The sequence below is a fragment of the Mesorhizobium sp. M00.F.Ca.ET.216.01.1.1 genome (assembly GCF_004010325.2).
In the GTDB taxonomy this organism is placed as follows: Bacteria; Pseudomonadota; Alphaproteobacteria; order Rhizobiales; family Rhizobiaceae; genus Mesorhizobium.
The window spans coordinates 77,719-98,924 of the sequence record NZ_SADR02000005.1; the positions used below are offsets into that span (position 1 = coordinate 77,719).

23 protein-coding genes and 1 pseudogene are annotated in these 21,206 nt (G+C 64.1%); 10 read left to right on the plus strand and 14 right to left on the minus strand.

The window, feature by feature from the left end; genetic code table 11:
* Positions 1-184 precede the first annotated feature (184 nt).
* A complete protein-coding gene (locus EN859_RS08765) occupies positions 185-640 on the minus strand; it encodes a Crp/Fnr family transcriptional regulator (RefSeq protein WP_127852961.1) in 456 nt (151 codons plus the stop codon).
* 119 nt (positions 641-759) lie between these two features.
* Positions 760-1,443 (minus strand): response regulator transcription factor, encoded by a 684-nt coding sequence (locus EN859_RS08770; protein ID WP_127852962.1) that lies wholly within the window; start codon positions 1,441-1,443, stop codon positions 760-762.
* A gap of 144 nt (positions 1,444-1,587) precedes the next feature.
* Between EN859_RS08770 and EN859_RS08775 the strand changes: the two genes are divergently transcribed.
* Positions 1,588-2,124, plus strand: coding sequence for a L,D-transpeptidase (locus EN859_RS08775; protein ID WP_189501806.1), 537 nt, complete (start codon positions 1,588-1,590; stop codon positions 2,122-2,124).
* Between the two features lie 83 nt (positions 2,125-2,207).
* Here the strand turns inward: EN859_RS08775 and EN859_RS08780 are convergent, their stop codons facing one another.
* Complete coding sequence (locus EN859_RS08780; protein ID WP_127852964.1) at positions 2,208-2,459, minus strand: hypothetical protein; 252 nt, start codon at positions 2,457-2,459, stop codon at positions 2,208-2,210.
* A 130-nt stretch (positions 2,460-2,589) separates the two neighbouring features.
* Between EN859_RS08780 and gcvA the strand changes: the two genes are divergently transcribed.
* Positions 2,590-3,510, plus strand: a complete 921-nt coding sequence (gcvA, locus tag EN859_RS08785; protein WP_127852965.1) for a transcriptional regulator GcvA — start codon at positions 2,590-2,592, stop codon at positions 3,508-3,510.
* Here the strand turns inward: gcvA and EN859_RS08790 are convergent.
* Genes EN859_RS08790 through tsaD form a run of 6 tightly spaced genes read right to left on the minus strand, consistent with a single transcriptional unit; the run spans position 3,479 to position 7,513 of the window.
* On the minus strand, positions 3,479-3,940 hold the full coding sequence (locus EN859_RS08790) for a DUF1761 domain-containing protein (RefSeq protein WP_127852966.1): 462 nt from the start codon (positions 3,938-3,940) through the stop codon (positions 3,479-3,481). The two genes, gcvA and EN859_RS08790, sit on opposite strands and share 32 nt — an antisense overlap.
* A gap of 39 nt (positions 3,941-3,979) precedes the next feature.
* The gene (locus EN859_RS08795; protein ID WP_189501779.1) at positions 3,980-4,690 is read right to left on the minus strand and encodes a methyltransferase; all 711 of its coding nucleotides are present in this window, start codon (positions 4,688-4,690) and stop codon (positions 3,980-3,982) included.
* Positions 4,645-5,070, minus strand: a complete 426-nt coding sequence (locus EN859_RS08800; RefSeq protein WP_127852968.1) for an EVE domain-containing protein — start codon at positions 5,068-5,070, stop codon at positions 4,645-4,647. The genes EN859_RS08795 and EN859_RS08800 overlap by 46 nt, the downstream gene beginning before the upstream one ends.
* A gap of 28 nt (positions 5,071-5,098) precedes the next feature.
* Entirely contained in the window at positions 5,099-5,395 is a 297-nt protein-coding gene (locus EN859_RS08805) for a YciI-like protein (protein ID WP_127852969.1), read from the minus strand.
* A gap of 28 nt (positions 5,396-5,423) precedes the next feature.
* Entirely contained in the window at positions 5,424-6,431 is a 1,008-nt protein-coding gene (locus tag EN859_RS08810) for an NAD(P)H-dependent glycerol-3-phosphate dehydrogenase (protein ID WP_127852970.1), read from the minus strand.
* Complete coding sequence (tsaD, locus tag EN859_RS08815; protein WP_189501808.1) at positions 6,428-7,513, minus strand: tRNA (adenosine(37)-N6)-threonylcarbamoyltransferase complex transferase subunit TsaD; 1,086 nt, start codon at positions 7,511-7,513, stop codon at positions 6,428-6,430. The genes EN859_RS08810 and tsaD overlap by 4 nt, the downstream gene beginning before the upstream one ends.
* 146 nt (positions 7,514-7,659) lie before the next feature.
* Between tsaD and hemC the strand changes: the two genes are divergently transcribed.
* From hemC to EN859_RS08845, 6 genes are all read left to right on the plus strand, one after another.
* Complete coding sequence (gene hemC / locus EN859_RS08820; RefSeq protein ID WP_127852972.1) at positions 7,660-8,586, plus strand: hydroxymethylbilane synthase; 927 nt, start codon at positions 7,660-7,662, stop codon at positions 8,584-8,586.
* A 1-nt stretch (position 8,587) separates the two neighbouring features.
* On the plus strand, positions 8,588-9,304 hold the full coding sequence (locus tag EN859_RS08825) for a uroporphyrinogen-III synthase (RefSeq protein WP_127852973.1): 717 nt from the start codon (positions 8,588-8,590) through the stop codon (positions 9,302-9,304).
* Between the two features lie 90 nt (positions 9,305-9,394).
* The gene (locus EN859_RS08830) at positions 9,395-10,882 is read left to right on the plus strand and encodes a COG4223 family protein (protein ID WP_127852974.1); all 1,488 of its coding nucleotides are present in this window, start codon (positions 9,395-9,397) and stop codon (positions 10,880-10,882) included.
* A 10-nt stretch (positions 10,883-10,892) separates the two neighbouring features.
* Complete coding sequence (locus EN859_RS08835; RefSeq protein ID WP_127852975.1) at positions 10,893-12,509, plus strand: heme biosynthesis protein HemY; 1,617 nt, start codon at positions 10,893-10,895, stop codon at positions 12,507-12,509.
* A 61-nt stretch (positions 12,510-12,570) separates the two neighbouring features.
* Positions 12,571-13,050, plus strand: coding sequence for a TerB family tellurite resistance protein (locus EN859_RS08840; RefSeq protein WP_127852976.1), 480 nt, complete (start codon positions 12,571-12,573; stop codon positions 13,048-13,050).
* A gap of 13 nt (positions 13,051-13,063) precedes the next feature.
* On the plus strand, positions 13,064-13,780 hold the full coding sequence (locus EN859_RS08845) for a glutamine amidotransferase (protein ID WP_127852977.1): 717 nt from the start codon (positions 13,064-13,066) through the stop codon (positions 13,778-13,780).
* 3 nt (positions 13,781-13,783) lie between these two features.
* Here EN859_RS08845 and EN859_RS08850 read toward each other — a convergent pair whose 3' ends face one another.
* The 5 genes and pseudogenes from EN859_RS08850 to gnd all read right to left on the minus strand — a co-directional run bounded on the left by EN859_RS08850 (position 13,784) and on the right by gnd (position 18,567).
* Positions 13,784-15,025 carry an MFS transporter gene (locus tag EN859_RS08850; RefSeq protein ID WP_127852978.1) on the minus strand — a complete coding sequence of 414 codons (1,242 nt, stop codon included), beginning with the start codon at positions 15,023-15,025 and terminating at the stop codon, positions 13,784-13,786.
* 320 nt (positions 15,026-15,345) lie between these two features.
* Positions 15,346-15,804 (minus strand): MucR family transcriptional regulator, encoded by a 459-nt coding sequence (locus EN859_RS08855; protein WP_127852979.1) that lies wholly within the window; start codon positions 15,802-15,804, stop codon positions 15,346-15,348.
* Between the two features lie 220 nt (positions 15,805-16,024).
* Positions 16,025-16,110, minus strand: a pseudogene (locus EN859_RS40455) (ROK family protein); the annotation flags it as partial.
* Positions 16,111-16,151: 41 nt separating this feature from the next.
* Positions 16,152-17,528, minus strand: coding sequence for a glucose-6-phosphate dehydrogenase (gene zwf / locus EN859_RS08865; RefSeq protein WP_127852980.1), 1,377 nt, complete (start codon positions 17,526-17,528; stop codon positions 16,152-16,154).
* A gap of 22 nt (positions 17,529-17,550) precedes the next feature.
* Positions 17,551-18,567: a phosphogluconate dehydrogenase (NAD(+)-dependent, decarboxylating) gene (gene gnd, locus EN859_RS08870; protein ID WP_127852981.1), complete on the minus strand. Its 1,017-nt coding sequence runs from the start codon at positions 18,565-18,567 to the stop codon at positions 17,551-17,553.
* 497 nt (positions 18,568-19,064) lie between these two features.
* On the opposite strand from gnd, the gene EN859_RS08875 reads away from it, so the two are divergent.
* Both EN859_RS08875 and EN859_RS08880 read left to right on the plus strand, forming a co-directional pair.
* Positions 19,065-20,336: a histidine kinase gene (locus EN859_RS08875; protein ID WP_127852982.1), complete on the plus strand. Its 1,272-nt coding sequence runs from the start codon at positions 19,065-19,067 to the stop codon at positions 20,334-20,336.
* Positions 20,336-21,076: a response regulator transcription factor gene (locus EN859_RS08880; protein ID WP_127852983.1), complete on the plus strand. Its 741-nt coding sequence runs from the start codon at positions 20,336-20,338 to the stop codon at positions 21,074-21,076. Before EN859_RS08875 ends, EN859_RS08880 begins: the two co-directional genes overlap by 1 nt.
* Positions 21,077-21,206 lie beyond the last annotated feature (130 nt).

Consider the following 21,206-nt stretch of genomic DNA (forward strand, 5'->3'; position numbering starts at 1 on the left):
CTGCCGGACATCTCCCCCACAAGGGGCGAGATCGGCGGCTTCATCGCTCCGCTCACTCATGCGGCAATGGAAATTAGCGAAAGCCGCGATGACGGCCAATCTCCCCACAAGTGGGGGAGATGTCCGGTAGGACAGAGGGGGCGCTGTCCCATAGGCCTCTCAAAGGTTCCGCTAGGCATGGAGCTCAGCCTTCGAAGCGCGGCGCCAGCTTTTCGATGCGGCGGATCATCGCCTGGAACTCCTCGGAAATGCGGTGGTGCAGCTGCACTGCCAGTTCGGGATATTCTTCGAGGATGCGGTGGAACATCTTGCGGCTGAGCCGCAGCACTTCCGAATCGATTTCGGCGAACGCGCTGGTCAGCCGGTTGGTGTCGGCGATCAACGCCAGTTCGCTCAACATGGTGCCGGGGCCGGCGGTGCCTATCGGAATGCGTTCGCCATTTTGCTCGCGATAGAGCACGATGCGCCCGCTGACCACGACATAGGCCGAATCGGCCGCGTCGTCCTCGCGGTAAAGCTTGTGGTCGGCTTGCAGCATGGTGGTTTCGGCGCCGAAGGCGAGCAGGCGCAACTGTTCCTGCGTGAAGCCCTCGAAGAGCCTCACGGCGGACAGGATGCGGATATCGTCATCCAGCGCCATCTAGCTGTGTCCCCGAACGGTCAGTCCAATCCCTCCTTTGCGAGTCGATCCAGAACCACCTCCCACCAGGATCGCACCCGAAAGCGGCCCGCCCGACCGCTCATTGGATAATGAAATGTTTAAGGAACCAGCTTGTAGCCGCCGCTTTCTGTCACAAGAATTTCCGCATTGGAAGGATCGCGCTCGATCTTCTGGCGCAGACGGTAGACATGTGTTTCCAGCGTGTGCGTTGTGACGCCGGAATTATAACCCCAGACTTCCTCGAGCAGCACGTCGCGCGTCACCACCTTCTGGTCGGCGCGATAGAGATATTTAATGATCGAGGCTTCCTTTTCGGTCAGTCGCACCTTGGCGCCGCGCGGGTCGATCAGCAGCTTCTGGCTGGGCTTGAAGGTGTAGGGGCCGACCGAGAAGGTGGCGTCCTCGCTCTGCTCGTGCTGGCGCAGCTGCGCGCGGATGCGGGCGAGCAGCACGGCGAAGCGGAACGGTTTGGTCACGTAGTCGTTGGCGCCGGCCTCGAGGCCGAGAATGGTGTCGGAATCGGTGTCGTGGCCGGTCAGCATGATGATCGGCGCCTTGTAGCCGCCCTTGCGCAGAATCTTGACCGCCTCGCGGCCGTCCATGTCGGGCAGCCCGACGTCCATGATCAGCAAATCGATGAGGCCGCCGCGGGCCGCGGCGACGCCTTTCGCGGCGGTCGCTTCCTGCAGGACGTCGAATTCCTCATAGAGAGCCAGTTGCTCGACAAGCGTGCCGCGCAGGTCATCATCGTCGTCGACGATCAGAATGGTACGTGATGTCATGGCTCAATCCGTTGTTTTGAAAAGAATAATCAGTTGACCGTCCTCCGTTTATGCGGAAGCTGACCGGCACAACAGCCGATCACAGTGATTTGTTCCGTGACACGATCATACAAGAAAAAACGCGCATGCAATGAGGCGAGCGCAATTTTGCCAAAAGGGCTTCGCGTGCTTACCGTGCGCGCCAGGCCAGGCAATGGCAGCCAAGGGCTGCTGCGGGCCGGCAATCTGGTGTTCGCCTGTGCATTGGGACGGGGTGGCATCAAGGCCGACAAGCGCGAAGGCGATGGCGCCACGCCACTTGCCTCGATGCGGATATTGTCAGGATATTTTCGCGGGGATCATTTTCCTGGCGGCCGCAGAACCCGGTTGGCGATGACGCCGATCGGCCCCGATCTCGGCTGGTGCGAGGTCCCCGACGACCGCAACTACAATCGTCCGGTGAAGATCCCCTACGGCGCCAGCCACGAGCGGATGCTGCGTGCCGACCGCCTCTATGACGCCTGCCTGGTGCTCGACTGGAACATTTCGCCGCGCCGCCGCGGGCGCGGCAGCGCCATCTTCTTTCATCTGGCGCGTCCCGGCTTTACGCCGACGCAAGGCTGCGTGGCGGTGACGGCGCGCACAATGGCGCGGCTGCTGCCGCTGCTGTCCGACCGCACGGTGGTGAAGGTGGTGAGGTAGGGGAGTAGGAGAATAGGGAGTAGGGGAGTAGGGTATGATACGCACGTCGGCGTCGGCCTAACTTTCCCCTACTCCCCTACTCTCTATCTCGGCCTCTGCCAGCCGATGTCGAGAAGGCCCAACCGGCCGAGTTCCTTATCCATCGCACGCGCGATGTCCTTCCGTTCACCGCCGATGTCGCGCAATTGGCGATCGGAGAGATCCTCGACGTTGTCGTGTGAGAGATTAGGCTCATATGGAAGGTTGAGCGCAATTTTCGCGTGGCGAAGCCACTCGAACAGCTCGCGGAACCAGACTGGGCGGACGACTGCAGGCTTCAGAACGGTCTGTGACATGGCTTGATCCGTTTCATCCGGATATCAAATCCGGTTTGACAGTGTTTCGATGACCGCATCATGCCGGATTGAAATTCCTAGGGGAAACGAGTAGTTTTTTCCAGATCATCAAGTTTTATTTGGAGATCAAATGGCGCGCCTGCTGCCGGGAACCCGTGCCCTGAGGACGCTGGAAGCGGCGGCCCGGCACCTCAATTTCACCCGCGCCGCCGACGAACTCGGCCTGACGCCGGCCGCCGTCAGCCACCAGATCAAGGAGATCGAGGAGCAGCTTGGGATCGTGCTATTCACTCGCACCAGCCGCACCATCCGGCTGACCGAGGCGGGTTCGGTGCTGTTCGAGGCCTCGACCGACGCGCTCGACCTACTTGGCCGGGCCGTCTCGCGGGCGCACAAGATGGCGCGTGGAACGGCGCTGCTGAAGGTGACCCTCGACGCCCAGTTCGCGACAAAATGGCTGATGCGGCGCGTCGATGATTTTCGCAAGCAGCGCCCGGGCATCGAGCTGCGCTTCGACATTGCCTCTGAATTGCGTGATTTCGACCTGGACGACGTCGATGTCGGCATCCGTTTCGGCGCGGGAAAGTATCCGGGCCTTTGCGCCCACCGGCTGTTCGACAACATCATCATCCCGGTGTGCAGCCCCAGCCTGCTGGCTTCCGGTCCGCCGCTGCGCGAGCCACGCGATCTCTTCCATCACACGCTCGCCCATATCGAGTGGGAGCGACAAGGCGTGACGTGGCCGAATTGGCGGATGTGGATGGCGGCAGCCGGCGTCGACGATTTCGACGACAGCCGGACCATCGTGTTCGGCACCTCGACCGATGTCGTCCAGGCCGCGCTCGACGGCCATGTGGTGGCGCTCGCCGACTTCGCCATGGTGGCGAACGAGCTTTCCGAGGGCCGGTTGATCCGGCCGTTCGAGCTTGGCATCAAGGTCGCGCCGGAATTCGCCTACTTCCTGGTCTATCCCCAAAGTGCGGCGGACGATCCGCGCATCGTTGCCTTTCGCGAATGGCTTATCGATGAAGTCGCAAAGACGCCGACTTGACCGCTGTGGCGGAGCGTCGGGCTGCGGGGGCTCCGAACCAGCCGATCACCGCGCCAATGATAAGCAGCACGCCAAGCCAGTGCCCACCGTCGATGAGCGTCAGGTCCCAGCGGAAGCCTTCGTAGCGGTGGTTGACGGAGAGCGTGGTGACGAGCCCCAGCCAAAGGACAGAGCCGAAGACAAGCCCGGCAACAGGGCTCGGTTCGCCGCCGGTCATTGCGCCGACGACCAGGGCCGTGACCAACGCCATGACGAGCTCGGCGACGAAGCTGATGACGAATGGCAGCGGCGATCTCTTCATGGTCGCCGGATCAAGCTTGGCGGCCTTGAGCCACGGTCTGCCCAATGCCATGTACCAGGCGGCGCCGAACAACCACGCCACCACGGCGGCAGCGATCACCGCCAGCCAGTTCACCGCTGAAAAATCCATGAATTTCCCCTCCCGTATGACGCGCGATGGAACGCCTGTTCAGCCGCGCCGTAAAGCAAGGCGCCAGACGGTCGTGCGTTTGACCTCGGCGTCCTCGAGCGCCCGCGTCACCGGCACTTCGTAGACGGCAAGCGGTTCCAGCCCGGTCTTCGGCAGGTAGGAGCGGCCGGGGTCACCGACGAGAATGTCGGCGCCACGCGCCTTCAGCGCCGCGAACCATGGTATCAACTGGTCTGCCAGGGGCTTGTCGTAGAAGACGTCGCCGGCCAGGATGACTTCCCAGCCTGCATCGGTTCCGATGCAATTCGCGCCAAGGAATCTTGCTTCGACCTCGTTGGCTTTCGTGTTGAGAGCAATCACCGTCGTGCAGAACGGGTCGATGTCGGCGGCGGTCACCTCCGCCGCGCCGGCCTTCGCCGCGGCAATGGCGACAAGGCCGGAACCGGAAGCGAAATCGAGCACGTGCTTGCCGCGCACTGTTGACGGATTGTCGATGATATAGCGGGCCAGGCCCTGGCCGCCGGCCCAGGCGAAGGCCCAGAAAGGCGGCGGCAGCCCGATTTCGGCCAGCTCGTCCTCGGTCCGCAGCCACAATTCATGCGCCTCGTCGGCGAGATGCAGGAGAATCTCCGGCACATGCGGTGGCGCCATCAGCGCCGTATTGTCGAGGATGAATTTCTTCGCGCTATTTGGTGTCAGCACCGTCACGGGGCGGGGGTGAGGCCGCCCATGCGGCAGACCTCTTGCCATTCGGCCGGTGTCACCGGCTGCACCGAAAGCCGCCCGAGCCGAACCAGGGCCATTTCGGCCAGCTTGGGGTTGGCCTTGACCTGTTCCAGCGTCACCGGTTTCGGCATGTCCCTGAAGGCGCGGATGTCGACGCATTCCCAACGCGGATCGTCGGTGGTCGTGTCCTGATGAGCAAGCGCGCAGACCTCGGCGATGCCGACGACGTCGAGCCCTTCGTTGGAATGATAGAAGAAGCCGAGATCACCGATCTGCATCGCCTTCATGTTGTTGCGCGCTGCATAGTTGCGCACGCCGTCCCATTGCGTGCCGGCCTTGCCCTTCGCCTTCAGCGCTTCGAAGGAGAAGGTCGAGGGTTCGGATTTGAGCAGCCAGTAATTCATTCTTCTCTCCTCGTTGCGGCTTAAAGATTTAACCAGCCGCCGGCTTGTTGAAGCTCCAGTTCCACTGCCGGATTTCGACACTCTCGAACAGCCCTGCCTTGGCATAGGGGTCAGTTGCCGACAGAGCTTTTGCCGCGGCCAGATCAGGCGCCTCGACGACGGCGAGGGTACCGTTCGGCTTGCCCTCGGCATCAAGAAAGGGACCGGCGAAAGCCAGCTTCTGCTCGCGGTTCAACCCTTCCAGAAAGGCGACATGGTCGGGCCGCGTATCGAGGCGCACCTGCAGGCTTCCCGGCTTGTCCTTGCAAATCAACGCAAACAGCATTTCTTTCCAGCTCCGGATTGTAGGGGAACTATACGTCGGTTTCGGTCTTCAGCGGCCGTGTCATCAGCGCCGTTACAGCTTGGCTGATGGTGATGGTGCCGTCCAGTATGGCGGCGACGGCGGTGATGATCGGCGCCTCGATCAGGCGTTCGGCTGCGATACGAGCGGCGATCGCCGCCGTCGGCACGCCTTCGGCCAGCGGCAGCCCGGCAAGCGGCTTGCCTTGACCTAGCGCCAGCCCGTAAGCGAAATTGCGCGACTGGGCGGACGAGCAGGTCAGCAACAGGTCGCCGAGGCCGGAAAGCCCCATCAGCGTCTCCGGCTTGGCGCCGAAGGCGGCGCCGATGCGGCGCAGTTCGACGAAGCCGCGTGTCACCATGGCAGCCTGGGCGCTGGCACCGAGTCCGGCACCGGTGACCGCGCCGGCGGCGATGGCAAAGACGTTCTTCAACGCGCCGCCGATCTCAACGCCGATCAAATCGTCGCTCGAATAGCAGCGCAGGTTCTCAGCCGAAAAGCGGGCGGCAAGGTCCGCCGCCAGGACCTCGTCACGGGCGGCAACCACAACCGCCGTCGGCAGGCCACGGGCCACGTCGGTAGCGAAGCTCGGGCCGGACAGGGCAGCGATCGGATTTCCGGGCAGGACCTCCTCGACGATCGCCGACAGGAGCGCGCCGGTGTCGCGCTCGATGCCTTTGGCGCAGAGAACCAGCGGGATGGCTTTCGGCACATGATCTTTTGCAACCGTCAGCATGGCGCGCAGCGACTGCGCCGGCGTCGCCGCCAGCACGCAGTCGGCATCATCGAGCGCTGCCTCGATGTCGGTCGTCGCCACGATGCCGGCCTGGAGCGCGATGCCCGGCAGATAGCGCGGATTTTCGCCACGGTCGATCGCGGCGACGGTCTCCGGGTCGCGCGCATAGAGGCGGACGAAATGGCCGGCGCGCAGCATGGCCAGAGCCAGCGCCGTGCCCCAGGCGCCGCCGCCGAGCACGGCGACCCGCCAGCCGCTCATGGGTTTGTTCGAGCCGGTCATGCCTTGGCACCGCGCCGGCCCGAGCCGACCATCGGGGCAGAAATGCTGTCCAGCGGCCAGCGCGAACGTGGCACGAAATCGGCTGCGTTTTCTTGCGCGATGCCGGCTCGCAGCCGTTCGATGCCGGCCCAGGCGATCATCGCGGCATTGTCGGTGCAGAGGTTCAGCGGCGGCGCGATGAAGGCGAAGCCGGCTTGATCGCACAGGGTTTCGAGCGTCGCCTTGATCGTGCGGTTGGCGGCGACGCCGCCGGCGGCGACCAGAGCCGGATTTTTCGTGTTGGGAAACGCCTCGCGAAAACGCGTCAGCGCTCTCGAAACGCGATCGCCCAGCGCATCCGCCACCGCCGCCTGAAACGAGGCGCAGATGTCGGCGACATCCTGGTCGCTCAACGGTGCAATCGCTGTCGCCGCCTGGCGCACGGCGGTCTTGAGACCGGAAAAGGAAAAATCGGGCTGCACTGAGCCCTTCATCGGGCGCGGGAAGGCAAAACGCGTCGCGTAGCCGGTTGCCGCCGCCTTCTCGACATTGGGTCCGCCGGGATAGGGCAGGCCGAGCATTTTGGCGGTCTTGTCGAAGGCTTCGCCGAGCGCATCGTCGATGGTCGTGGCCCAGCGCTGGTAGTCGCCGACGCCGCGCACGGCGACGATCTGCGTGTGGCCGCCGGAAACCAGCAGCAGCAGGTAAGGGAAATCGAGCCCGTCGGTCAGCCTTGCCGTCAGCGCGTGGCCTTCGAGGTGGTTGACGGCGATCAGCGGCTTGTTCGCCGCCGCGGCGATCGCCTTCGCCGTCATCAGCCCGACGATCAGCCCGCCGACAAGGCCGGGGCCAGCGGTCGCGGCAACCGCGTCGATGTCGGCGAGATCGACGCCCGAATCGGCAAGCGCTGCCTCGATGATGCCGTCCAGCGCCTCGACATGGGCGCGCGCGGCGATCTCCGGTACGACGCCGCCAAAGGCGGCATGCTCCTCGATCTGGCTGAGCACGATGTTAGACAGGATTTTGGGCGAAGACTTGCCATCAAGCGTCACCACGCTGGCGGCGGTCTCGTCGCAACTCGTCTCAATGCCCAGAACGCGGATCAATTGGTCGCTGTCCCTAGAGATTGTACAACAGGGCTTTCCCCGCTAGGAGAAAAGTCCGGCAAGGCCGGTGTCCCGATGTCGAAATCAAGCAAACTTCGAAATCGCGACATCAGTCTGCCGGGGGTTATCACGGACCGCGCGCCATGCAAACAACCTTGAAAATCGGAACACGCGGCAGCCCGCTGGCGTTGGCGCAAGCGCATGAGACGCAGGCGCGGCTGATGGCGGCGCACGGCATGCCGGAGCAGGCGTTCGAAGTGGTTGTCATCTCGACCAGCGGCGACCGCATCCAGGATCGGCCGCTGTCGGAGGCCGGCGGCAAGGGCCTGTTCACCAAGGAGATCGAGGAAGCGCTGCTGGCGCGCCGCATCGACATTGCCGTGCATTCGTCGAAGGATATGCCGACGGTGTTGCCCGACGGGCTGGAATTGTCCGCCTTCCTGCCGCGCGAGGATGCGCGCGACGCCTTTGTCGGCAAGGCGGCGAAAAAGATTGGCGATTTACCGCAAGGCGCCAAAGTCGGCTCGTCGTCGCTCAGGCGCCAGGCGCTGATCCGGCGCATGCGGCCCGATATCGACGTGGTGATGTTTCGCGGCAATGTGCAGACGCGGCTGCGCAAGCTCGACGAGGGTATCGCTGACGGCACCATCCTCGCTTTTGCCGGGCTGAAGCGGCTCGGGCTTGAACACGTCGTCACCAACCTGATGCCGCTCGATGTCTTTCCGCCGGCGCCGGGGCAAGGCGCGATCTGCATCGAAAGCCGCATCGGCGATCGCGATGTGGAACGCATGCTGACGGCGATCCATGATTTGCCGACCGGGCAGGCGCTGGCCTGCGAACGTGCCTTCCTGGGCGCCCTCGACGGGTCCTGCCGCACACCGATCGCCGGCCATGCGACGATCGCCAACGAAACGGTGTTCTTCGCCGGGCTGATCATCTCGCCGGACGGCAGGCAATCGCATGAGGTCAAGCTGCAAGGACCGGCGCCGGAGGCCGCCCGCATCGGCGAGGAAGCCGCCAGGATGGTGCGGGCCAAGGCCGGCAAAAAATTCTTCGACGGCTGGGTCTGACATGGCCCGTGTCCTGGTGACGAGGCCGCAACCGGGCGCCTCGCGCACAGCACAACGACTGCGAGACAAGGATTTTCAGCCGATCCTGCTACCGTTGACGGAAACGGTTGCCTTGCCGGTCGATGCCGGTGTGGTCGCCGGCAATGCCTTGGCCGTTGCCGTCACCAGCGCCAATGGCGTGCGCCATGCACCGAAAGAGCTCATCGCGGCGCTCGCCGCCTTGCCCTGTCATGCCGTCGGCAAAAGGACTGCGGAAACGGCCCGCGCGGCAGGTTTTTTGTTCGTCAGCGAAGGCGCGGGCGATGCCGAGGCGCTGGCTGAAGCGATTGCCGGCGGTTTTGCGGGACAGCCGATCGTCTATCTGTGCGGGCGCGTGCGGTTTCCGGCATTCGAGGAGCGGCTGCAGGCTGCTGGCGTCCGGGTCCGCGCCATCGAGACCTACGACACCGTCGCGCTGGACTATTCCGACGAGGCAATTGTTGCGCGCCTGTCCGGCCAGCCGGTCGAGGCGGTGTTGCTCTATTCGGCCAAGGCAGCCGTAGCGATGCAGGCCCTGACAAGGCGACCGGCGCTGCGTGCTCTCTTTGAAAAGACGCAGTTTTTCGCCTTGTCCGGACGTATCGCCGCAGCCTTGGACGATATCTCTAGCGAAGAAATCAGCATTGCGCCGGAGGCCAGCGAGGAAGCGCTTCTGGAGCTTTTGCAGGCGCCGCGCTGACCCCGTGTCATCACGCCGCCCCTTTTCACCGCTTGGTGATGTGCTAGACCCTTTCCAACCATCCCGAGCCAAATTTTGCGGAGCCCAAGCATGGTCAAGACGCCGAAGATGCGACATTCGAAAAGCCGTCGCGAGCCGGTGACCATCGAGCTCGAACCCGGTGCCGTCGCGCGCGTCGCCGAGGAGGACGCCGCCAAGGCCCAGACCGACGAGGCCCAAACCAACGACGCGAAGACCGACGAGGCGAAGGCGGAGGAAACAGCCCCGCAGCCGCAGGCTCCAGAAGAGCCGGTGCACGCCGACCAGACCGATCTCGAGCCGTGGGAACACGCTGACGCCGCCGCGCAGGCGGGGACGGAAGATGCCGGTATCAAAGGCTCCGAGGAACCGGAATCCCACTATCCGGCCGGCTCGGACGCGCCGCCAAGCCGCGCCAAGGCCTTCGACTACAATTTCGAGAATGCATCCAGCAAGGCCAGCGGGCCGGAAGAGGCGCCGAAAACAGCCGAAATGGGGGATGAATACATGGCTACGGAGCCGAAGCGGGGCGGCATCAACAGTATCGCCGCCGGCATCATCGGCGGGGTGATCGCCCTGGTCGGCGCTGGAGGGCTGCAGTTTGCCGGCCTGCTCGGCGCGCCGAGTCCGGGTGCAGAGACTGCGTCACTTGACGGCGTCAAAGGCGAAATCGCCTCGCTGAAGACCGAGATCGCCGGGCTGGCCGGCGGCAACAGCACGGCATCGGCCAAGGTGGATGGGCTGTCGTCGGCGCTGGATCAGGTCAAGGCTGATATAGCGGCGCTGAAATCGCCGGCCGAGCAGGGCGGCGCGGGCGACAATGCCGACCTTGCCGCGCTCGGCGACCGGGTCAAGCAGATCGAGACGGCGGTCGCCGCACTCGGCAAGGCCGGCAACATGGCTCCGGTCGATCTCGGTCCGCTCAACGAGAAGCTGGCCGGGCTCGACGCGGCGGTGAAAGCCGCCGGCGAGACGACAAATGCGCAGCAAGGCCGGCTTGCGGCGCTGGAGCAATCGGTGTCGCAGCTTTCCGCCAAGGTCGAAGCGCAGGCGTCGCAGCCGAAGATCGCGCTTTCCATCGCCGCGTCGGCGCTGAAGGCAGCGCTCGACCGCGGTGCGCCGTTTTCGGCCGAGCTCGAAACGTTTGCAGCGATTTCGCCGGACGCGCCGGAGATCGCGACCTTGCGCAGCTATGCCGGGAAAGGCGTTCCGACCCGCGCCCAGATCGCCGCCGAAGCGGGCGATGCGGCCAATGCCATGGTTGCTGCCGCGACGCCCGCCGACCAGAATGCCGGCTTCCTCCAAAATCTGCTGTCGAGCGCCGAATCACTGGTCAAGGTCAGGCCGATCGGCGCCGTCGAAGGTCGTGGCGTGCCGGAAACGGTCGCGCGCATGGAGGTGGCGGTCAACCAGGGCGACTATGCCAAGGCGCTTAGCGAATACGGAACCTTGCCCGAAGCGGTGAAGGCTGCCGGTGTCGGCTTTGCCGGCAAACTGAAGGCGCGGATGGAGGCCGAGACGCAGATCGATTCGCTGATTGCCGGCGCGATGAAGGCGTGAGGAAAAACCGATGATCAGAATCCTGCTTTTCCTCGCCGTCGTTTTCGCGCTCGGGCTCGGTTTCGCCTGGCTGGCCGACCGGCCGGGCGAGATGGTCGTTACCTTCGGCGGCTATCAGTACCAGGTCAGCCTTATGGTGGCGGCGGTGGCTGTCGTCGCCGTCGTCGCCGCGGTGATGATCGTGTGGTGGCTGATCAAGGCGCTGTGGAACAGCCCTTACACCATCTCGCGCTATTTCCGCGTGCGCCGCCGGGACCGTGGCTATCAGGCGCTGTCGACCGGCATGATCGCCGCCGGCGCCGGCGATGGCGCGCTCGCTCGCAAGAAGACCAAGGAAGCGGCAAAGCTGATCCGCTCGGATCAGGAGCCGCTGATCCATCTGCTCGATGCACAGGCCTCGCTGCTCGAAGGCGACCACGAAGGCGCGCGCGAAAAATTCGAGACCATGCTCGACGACCCGGAAATGCGGCTGCTCGGCCTGCGCGGGCTCTATCTCGAGGCCGAGCGGCTAGGCGACCGCAACGCGGCAAGACACTATGCCGGCCGCGCCGCGGTGATGGCGCCGCAACTGGCATGGGCGGCCGAATCGACGCTGGAGGAACTGACTGGGCGCGGCGACTGGGACGGCGCGCTGAAGCTGGTCGAGGCACAGAAGTCGACGCGGCAGATCGAGCGCGACGCCGCCAACCGCCGCCGCGCCGTGCTGCTCACCGCCAAGGCGCAAGCGCTGATCGACAGCGATCCCGATGCCGCCAGGACTGCAGCGGTCGAGGCCAACCGGCTGCGGCCGGATTTCGCACCGGCGGCTGTCGTCGCGGCGACCTTGCTATTCAGGCAAAACGACGTACGCAAGGGCTCGAAGATCCTCGAAGCGGCATGGAAGGCAGAGCCGCATCCGGAGATCGCCGAGCTTTATACCCACGCCCGACCGGGCGATGCTGCGCTCGATCGTCTGAGCCGGGCGAAGAAGCTGCAGGAGATGAAGAAGAACCACGCCGAATCCTCGCTGGCGGTGGCGCGCGCGGCGCTCGACGCGCAGGATTTCGCCACCGCGCGGCGCGAGGCCGAGGCGGCGATCCGCATGGATCGCCGCGAAGGCGCGTATCTGCTTCTGGCCGACATCGAGGAAGCCGAGACCGGCGACCAAGGCAAGGTGCGGCAATTGCTGGCGAAGGCGGTCAGGGCACCGCGCGACCCGGCCTGGGTTGCCGACGGCTTCGTTTCCGAACGCTGGGCACCGGTTTCGCCTGTCACCGGCAAGCTCGACGCGTTCGAATGGCGCGCCCCGATGGAGCGGCTTGGCCAGCTCATCGACGGCCATGAGGAAGCGGATGCCATTGTGCCAGCCATTGCGGGGCCAGCCAGGCCGGCAACGGAAAAGATGGCCGAGGTGATCGATCATCCGGCCGTTTCCGCCGGCAAGACGTCTACTCCGATCGAAAGAGAAGCCGAGCGCCGCATCAGCGAAGAGCAGGTCACTGCGGTCACCGCCGCCGGCTTTGCCGCGGTGCCGGCTAATGCCGAAGCCGTCGAACCGGCGGAGGAACTGGCCCGACTACCCGACGATCCGGGCGTTGACCCCGACGACGAAGCGGAGAAATCGCCACGCCGGTTCCGCTTGTTTTGATCTCGCCCGACCGTGACAATAGTCTTGAAAACGGTAGTTTCGGCCGATTGAGAATAATTCGATGTTCGAACGTGTTCTGTCATTTCTGAAGGAGTTGCCAACCGGCGGCGGTGCTCGCCCCAGCGCGGACGATCCACGCGTCGCGGCCGCAGCCCTTCTCTTCCATGTGATGAGCGCCGACGGCGTGCGCCAGGATGTCGAGTGGGAGCGGTTCAAGGCGGTGCTGGCGGAGAGCTACTCGATCTCCGGTGACGAACTCGATGCGCTGGTCGCCGCCGGCGAGCGGGCCGACAACGAGGCGATCGACCTCTACGCCTTCACCAGTATCCTGAAGCGCCACCTCGACGTCGAGGCGCGCAAGGCATTCATCGGCCTGATGTGGGAGATCGTCTATGCCGACGGCGAGTTGCACGAGCTCGAGGACAATACCGTCTGGCGCGTCGCCGAGCTGATCGGCGTCGAACGCCGCGACCGTGTCGAGGCGCGCCGCAAGGCGGCAGCCGCGGCACCGGGCGCCAGCGGAACGTCAAGCGACGAATAGACAGGATCCAGCCTTGCCGCCCAAGCCGAGCTCGAAACCAAAGATCCTGATCGTGCTGCATCAGGAGAGTTCGAGCCCCGGACGCGTCGGCCACATGCTGCTTGAGGAAGGGTTCGATCTCGACATCCGCCGTCCGCCGCTCGGTGACACCTTGCCGCAAACGCTGGAAGGCCATGCCGGCGCCGTGGTGTTCGGCGGGCCGATGAGCGCCAATGACGAGGATGATTTCGTCCGCCACGAGACCGACTGGCTGAAAGTTCCGCTCGGGGAGAACCGGCCGTTGCTCGGCATCTGCCTTGGTGCGCAGATGCTAGTCAGGCATCTCGGCGGCAAGGTCGAGGGTCACGGCGAGGGGTTGGTCGAGATCGGCTGGTATCCGCTGAAAGCCACCGAGGAAGGCAAGAAGCTGGTGCACTGGCCGGAGATGGTCTACCAGTTTCATCGCGAGGGCTTTTCGCTGCCGAAGGATGCGACGCTGCTGGCGACAGCCGAAACCTATCCCAACCAAGCCTTTCGCTACGGCGACAATGCCTGGGGCATCCAGTTCCATGGCGAACTGACCAGGGTGATGATGCAGCGCTGGGTGGTGCGTGGCGCGCACCGTTTCGAATTGCCCGGCGCTCAGCCCGGCCGCGACCATCTCGGCGGCCGGCTGATCTGGGACATGCATCTCAAACGCTGGCTGGGCGAATTTCTGCCGATGATCTTCGGCAAGCCTGCGGCGCGATGAGGATCAGACGCGGCCGCTGAGATGCTGTACTTTCCGGAGCTCGGGAAACAGGAAAGCCCATAGGCCGGCGACCGCAACGGCCCCAACACCGCCAATGACCACTGCCGGCACCGTACCGATCAATGCCGCCATGATGCCCGCGCGGAATTCGCCCAACTCGTTGGAGGCACCAACGAAAACCTGGTTGACGGCATTGACGCGACCGCGCACCTGGTCCGGCGTCCACAGCTGGATCAGCGTCTCGCGGATATAGACGCTGAACATGTCGGTGGCGCCGAGGAAGGCGAGCGCGACAATCGACAGCCAGGTGATCGTCGAAAGGCCGAACAGCACGGTAAAGGCGCCGAACAGAGCGACGAAGCCGAGCATGACCAAGCCTGCATGGTCGCGGATCGGATGTCCGGCCAGCCAGATGGCGACGCAGATGGCGCCGACGCCCGGGGCCGAGCGCAATAATCCGAGACCCCAGGGGCCGAGTTCGAGGATGTCGCGTGCATAGACCGGCAACAGCGCCGAGGCGCCGGACAAAAGCACCGCGAACAGGTCGAGCGAGATGGCGCCAAGCACGATCTTCTCGCTCCAGATATAGCCGAAACCGGCAAACAGGGTTTGCATCGTCGGCTTATCGGTCTCGCTGCGCTGCGCAGGCTTCGGGATGGTGAAGATCAGCACCGCGGCGACGAGCATCAAGACGGCGGCGGTGCCATATGCAGCCTGCGCCGAAAGCCCGTAGAGTAAGCCGCCGGCGACCGGTCCAACGATGGTCGCCGTCTGCCAGGCGGATGAATTCCAGGCGATCGCATTGCCGAAATCCTCGGGTGGCACAAGATTGGCGAACAGCGAGGCAGAGGCCGGTCCGAAGAAGGCGCGGGCGATGCCGAACATGGCAAGCACGATGAAGATCGGCACCGGTCCGCCGAGGCCGCGTGGCGTCAGCAGCAGAAGGGCGAGCGCGCAGCTCGCCTCCAGCAGCCCCGCCACGGCCATGATCAGGCGGCGTCCGAAACGGTCGGCGACAACCCCGGTGACCAGCACCAGCAGCAGCGACGGCAGGAACTGGACGATGCCGACGAGACCGAGATCGAACGGATCGCGGGTCAGGTCGTAAATCTGCCAGCCGACGGCGACGGAGACGATCTGGGTGGCGAATGTGGAGAGGAAACGCGCCGTCCAGTAACTCAAGAAGGCTCTGTGCCGGAAGGCGGCATAGCGCTGGTCTGAAGACGCGTGGGATTGGGATGTCATTGGGACTGGGATGTCATGGAGTTAGGCCCCGTTGTGATCGCATTGGAGCGACGTGCGTCCAACTTGGACGCACAAAATACGCTCCAACACTTTTTAGCCTTCGCATCGTGCTGTCCGAAAATCGGAACCGATTTTCGGGGCGGATGCGATGCCGGCGGGGCACTTCCACGATGGGCGCTGGTCCGGCCAAGGGAACTTTAACTCAGTTCGCGGCGGGTGTGCGTCAAAATCGGGCCTGGATCAAGGAATTCCCGGCCTGTCCGACCAATTCAGCCTCACCCATCCCGCTTGTATTGGTGGGGCGCTGTTATCGGTCGGGCCTAGGCCTTGGCCTTCCTAGCCTTGCTTTTGGCGGGCGCCGGCACGGCGGCCTTGCGGCCGAGGCCGATCGCTTTCGCCAGCTGCGAGCGTGAGGCGGCATAGTTCGGAGCGACCATGGGATAGTCGGCCGGCAAGCCCCATTTGGCGCGGTATGCATCCGGCGTCAGACCGAAATGAACGCCGATATGACGCTTCAGGGATTTGAACTTCTTGCCGTCTTCGAGGCAGATGATGTAGTCCGGCGTCACCGACCTCTTTGGGTTGACCGCAGGAGTAAGCGGCGCGGCGGCAGGGGCGGCCGGTTGTCCAAGCCCGCTTATCGAGGCGCTGACGCTGGCGATAAGATCGCTCAGGCCGGAAGCGGGCAAGCGATTCTTCTCGACATAAGCAGATACGATATGGGCTGTCAGCTCGAGCAGGTCGATGTTTTTGCGAGCGTTGTTGCTGTCGTCGGCCAATCTATTTTCTCCGTCCATGCCCATGACCCCGAAAATCGGAATTGATTTTCGGAAAGAGATCATGCGCAAACTCAAAATCCTGCAGCGTCCTTTGCGCGCCCCAGAAAGGGCGCGCGGCGCTGTAGTGTGGCGGAATTCCTAGTCGGCAAATCTGCACAACGCAACGACTTGGTCCGGCGTCACACGTTATTTTGAATAACTATACTAAACCGGAACAATATCAGACAATCAAGGCCTTGTCGCGCCACAGTCGAAATCCGCCTGCGAAGGCGCGCGTGTTGTCGCCGCGGTGCTGTCGGCAGGCAGCACGGCGTCACCCTCTTGGCCATTGCATTGCCTCCCGGAAACTATTTCGACGGATTGATCCAGCCATTGGGCGGTCCGAAACCGTTCATTGCATCCGCGGGGCCCCATGTTTTCGGCTTATAGATATGGGGAGCCGTGGTATCGCCGAGCACTGGACCGACGATCCGCCAGGCGAGTTCGCTGGCGTCCTGGCGGGTGAACAGCTGGCGGTTGCCGTTCATGGCATCGCCAATCAACCGCTCATAGGCCGGCATGTCGCCCTTGCTGTCGTCGAGGGCGGTGAGTTCGACCTGCTCGCCGATCATGTCGTCGCCAGGCGCCTTGCGCTGGGCGCCGATCGAGATCGCCACTTGCGGATTGATGCGGAAACGCACGTGGTTGGTGTCGTCGGGCTTGATCGGGTCGAAGACGTTAAGGGGCGGCCGCTTCAGCCGGACAATGACCTCGGTGGCGTGCACCGGCATGAATTTGCCGGCGCGGATGAAGAAGGGCACGCCCTGCCAACGCCATGTGTCGACGAAGAAACGCACCGCGGCGAAGGTCTCGACCGGCGAGTTCGGCGCCACGCCCGGCTCGTTGAGATAGCCGTCGAACTGGCCGCGCACCACATCGTCCCTGGTCAGCGTCCGGATCGCCCGCAGCACCTGCACCTTCTCGTCGATCAAATCGTCGGCCGACCGGCCGACGGGCGGCTCCATGGCGAGCAGCAACAGGATGTTGAGCAGATGGTTCTCGATGACGTCGCGGATGCAGCCGACCTCGTCGTAGAATCGGCCGCGGCCCTCGACGCCGAAATCCTCGGCCATGGTGATCTGGACGCTCTCGACGAAATTACGGTTCCAGATCGGCTCAAGGAAGGAATTGGCGAAGCGGAAATAGAGCAGGTTCTGGATCGCCTCCTTGCCGAGATAGTGGTCGATGCGGAAGATCGACTGCTCGTCGAAGACCAGATGCAGGACCCGGTTCAGCCAGCGCGCCGATTGCAGATCATGGCCGAACGGCTTTTCCACCATCAGGCGCGCATCATGCGCCGCGCCCGATTGCTCCAGCCCCTGAATCACCGTTTCGAACATGTTTGGTGGCACCGCCAGATAGTGCAGCGGCCGCTGTGCCGGGCCGAGCGCGCCTTTCAGCTTATCGAAGGTCGCAGCGTTGCGGTAATCGCCGCTGACATAGCGAAGCAGCGCGGCGAGCTTGGCGAAGACCTTCTCATCGACGCTGCCAACGGCATCGACGATGCCGTCGCGGGCGCGCGCCTGCAGCTTGCTCAAGTCCCAAGGGTCGAAGGCGACGCCGATCACCGGCTCGGTCAGGGTTCCCTTGGCCACCATGGCGTAAAGTGCGGGAAAGATCTTCTTGTGGGCGAGATCGCCGGTCGCCCCGAAAAGCACCAGCGTGTCGGACCGGTCCTGGCTCATGAGACTGTCTCCCTTTCGCCCGTCACAAGCCAGTCTTCGGTTTTTCGACATGGCCGCCGAAAGCGTAGCGCATGGCGGACAGCAGCTTGTCGGCGAATTCGGATTCGCCTTGCGAGGAGAATCTGTCGAACAGGGCCGAGGACAGCACCGGCGCCGGCACGCCGGTGTCGATCGCCGCCTTCAGCGTCCAGCGGCCTTCGCCGGAATCCGAAACCCGGCCGCCGAACTGCGTCAGCGCTGAGTCGGCCTTCAACGCGCCTGCCGTCAGGTCGAGCAGCCAGGAGCCGATGACGCTGCCGTGCCGCCAGACCTCGGCCACTTGCGCAAGATCGATGTCGAACTGGTAATATTGAGGATTTTCCAATGGGCTGGTTTCGGCGTCCGCCGTCCGCAGCCGCTTGCCCGCATTTGCCGACTTCAGGATGTTCATGCCTTCGGCATAGGCAGCCATGACGCCGTATTCGATGCCGTTGTGGACCATCTTGACGAAATGGCCGGCGCCGCTCGGTCCGCAATGGAGATAGCCGAAGGGCGCGGTCCCGGCATCCTTGCTGGGACCAGGCACGCCCGCGTCGGTGCCCGGCGCCAGCGTAGCGAAAATCGGATCGAGATGCTGGACCGCGCCATCGGGGCCACCGATCATCAGGCAATAGCCGCGCTCGAGACCCCAGACGCCGCCGCTGGTGCCGACATCGACATAGCTCAGGCCCTTCGACGCCAGCCGCGCTGCCTGGTCGACGGCATCGTGGTAATACGAGTTGCCGCCGTCGACGATGATATCACCAGGCTCCATCAGCGCGGCCACCTGGTCGACGATCCGGCCGGTGATCGCCGCCGGTAGCATCAGCCAGGCGCTGCGCGGCTTGGTCAGCCTGCCGACGAATTCTTCAAGCGACGCCGTGCCGATCGCGCCATCCTTGGCCAGGGCTTCGACGCTCGCGGGGTTGATGTCGTAGACGACGCATTGGTGACCATCGCGCAGCAGGCGCCGCACCATGTTGGCGCCCATCCTGCCCAGTCCCATCATTCCTATCTGCATGGTCTCGTCCTGGTTTCTTGAGGAATCGAAGATCTGTCCGGCTCATCGATACCGACGGAAAAGTCGACATTCTCCCAACGGCCGGCATCGGGCCAGAAAAAAGTGAAGACGATCCTGTCACCCGGCGAATGCCGTGGCTGATCGTGAACCAGATGCGGCCAGCTGGCGAAAGCGCTGTTCCGACCGGTCTTGGCGCTTGACGTCCAGCGCGCCGGGATTCCGGGTGAGCCCTGAGCAACAGTCGGCGTCGCTGCCATTCAATCGGTCTCCTGCCTCATCCCTAGACCAGTAGGCGAAGTCTTTTCAATCTGCGCACCGCAAGTTGATCGCCCTGCCGCAACGCAGGCCTCGTTGACAGGGCCGCTGGCAAGTGCCCACTATTTCGACGACAGGGAAGCTTGGCGAAATACAGGGATCGGGAGCGCGTCTGAGGAACGGCAACGCTGCGGTCTCGCTCGGTGCAATCAGCCCAAGTCGTCACGGGAGGTCTCAAAACGATGTCGGAGGTATCTCCGGTACTGATCGACCGCTTGCTGGCGATTTCACGGGCGCTTGCCGGCCATATCGACCCGGGCACCGCATTTCGGGCTACCGCCATCGAGATCGGCACGCTCATTCCGCACGACCATATGGACTTGGCGGTGCTGTCGCAGGACGGGCATAAGCACGCCTGCTATGAAGCCGGTTTCTACACCAGCTGGAGCGAGCTGGCACAGCATCCGCTGCCGACCGAGGTCAGCCCGATACGCTCCGTGCTGTGGGGCGAGGTGCCCTATCTGCTTTCCGACGACGCGCTTTGCGACCAGCGCTTCCATTTCGCCAAGGCAATCGATGGGCCGATCTTTGCCGCAAAGTTGCGCAGCCGCATCGTCGTGCCGCTCAGGGCGCGGGGTGGCATCATCGGCGCTCTCAACATCAGCCGCCATAACCTTGGCTGCTACACGCTTTCGGACGTGGCTGTCGCCCAGCAATGCGCCGATCTCATCGCGCCTTACATTTTTGCGTTGATCCAGACCGAGGAAGCGCGCCGGGCCATGCTTGCCGAGAGCGAGGCGCACAACCGGGTGGAACTGTTGCGGGTCGGAGCCTCGCAACTGACCGAGGGTATGGAGCGGGAGCGCCGCCGCATGGCCATGGATCTGCATGACCAGACGCTTGCCGACCTGGCCCGCATATCGCGCCAGGTCTCGGCCTTTCGCAGCCAGGGCGTGGCACGCGCGGCCCAGCTCGCCGATCTCGAACAGGAGGTCGTCGGCTGCCTCACCGAGTTGCGCCACATCGTCGACGACATGCGGCCGAGCGTGCTCGAGCTGTTCGGCTTGCGCGACGCCGTCGAGGCGCATCTCAACCGCAGCGTCGCCAGGGCTAAGCCGCCGATTGCCGTGCGCATCGCCGACACCAGCGACGGCGGCGCCGACAGCCTGTCGGAAACGATGCGCACGACACTCTACCGGATCGTGCAGGAAGCGATCAACAACGCGGTTCGTCACGCCGCGGCGCGCCGCATCGATGTCCTGCTGGCGTCGACCGAGCACGTGCTGCGGGTCGTCGTCACCGACGACGGCCAGGGATGCGGCACCGTCGATCCGGCCGCCCCTGGTGGCATCGGGCACATGCACACCCGCGCTGCCCTGATCGGAGCGCGCCTGCACTTCGAGCGGGCCGGCCGCAAGGGCGGTGGCACGCGGGTGGTGATCGAGGTTGACCGGGAGCCGGCCATGACGGCCGCAGTTGTGCCAGAACACCGAGCCGTGTCGGAGGCCATGTGATGCTTGTCATGATCGCGGAAAACGATGGACTGCACCGTACATTCGCGCGCCGAACCGTGGAGCAACTATGGCCCGGCGATGTCGAGGTGATCGAGGCGAGCGACGGCGAGGACGCCATCAATCTGGCGGCCGCGCGCGAGCCGCCGCATGTCGTGCTCGACCTGCAGCTACCCAAGGCGACCGGGATCGAAGTAGCCCGGTCGATCTGGAACCGCCATGCCGGCACGCACATCCTGTTCTGGTCGAATTTCGCCGACGAGGCCTATGTCCGCGGCGTGGCGCGCATCGTGCCGCCCGGTTCGGTCTACGGCTACGTGCTCAAATCGGCGACGGAAGAGGGAATGCGTTTGGCGCTGCGCGGCGTCTTCCGCGAAGGCCACTGCATCATCGACCGCGAGATACGCGGCATCCAGCATCGCGTCCAGGACCGGTTCGAAGGGATAACCGACGGCGAGTATGAAAGCCTGATCGATATCGCGCTCGGCCTCACCGACAGGGCCATTGCGCAGCGCCGGGGCCTGTCGATCCGCGGCGCACAGAGCCGTATCAAGCATGTCTACGATAAACTTGGCATCGTGCCGGCAGAGGACGGAGCAAGCGATACCTCGGTGTTCAACTCGCGCACCCGGGCAATCTATCTGGCGATGGCGCGCGGGCTGATCAATGTCGACGCGCTGCGGCGCGAACAGGACCGCCTCGATGCCTGGCTGGCACAGGCGGCATCGCGGCAGGATGGATAATTCCTGCGGCGAAACAGCGGCGCGGCCGCTGGGCAGCGACTGTGCAAACGCACAGTCGCTGTTGTGTTTTGACCCGTATCGGACTGGTTGAGCGGCGACTAACCTCAATCCCATAAGAAGAAAAAATATG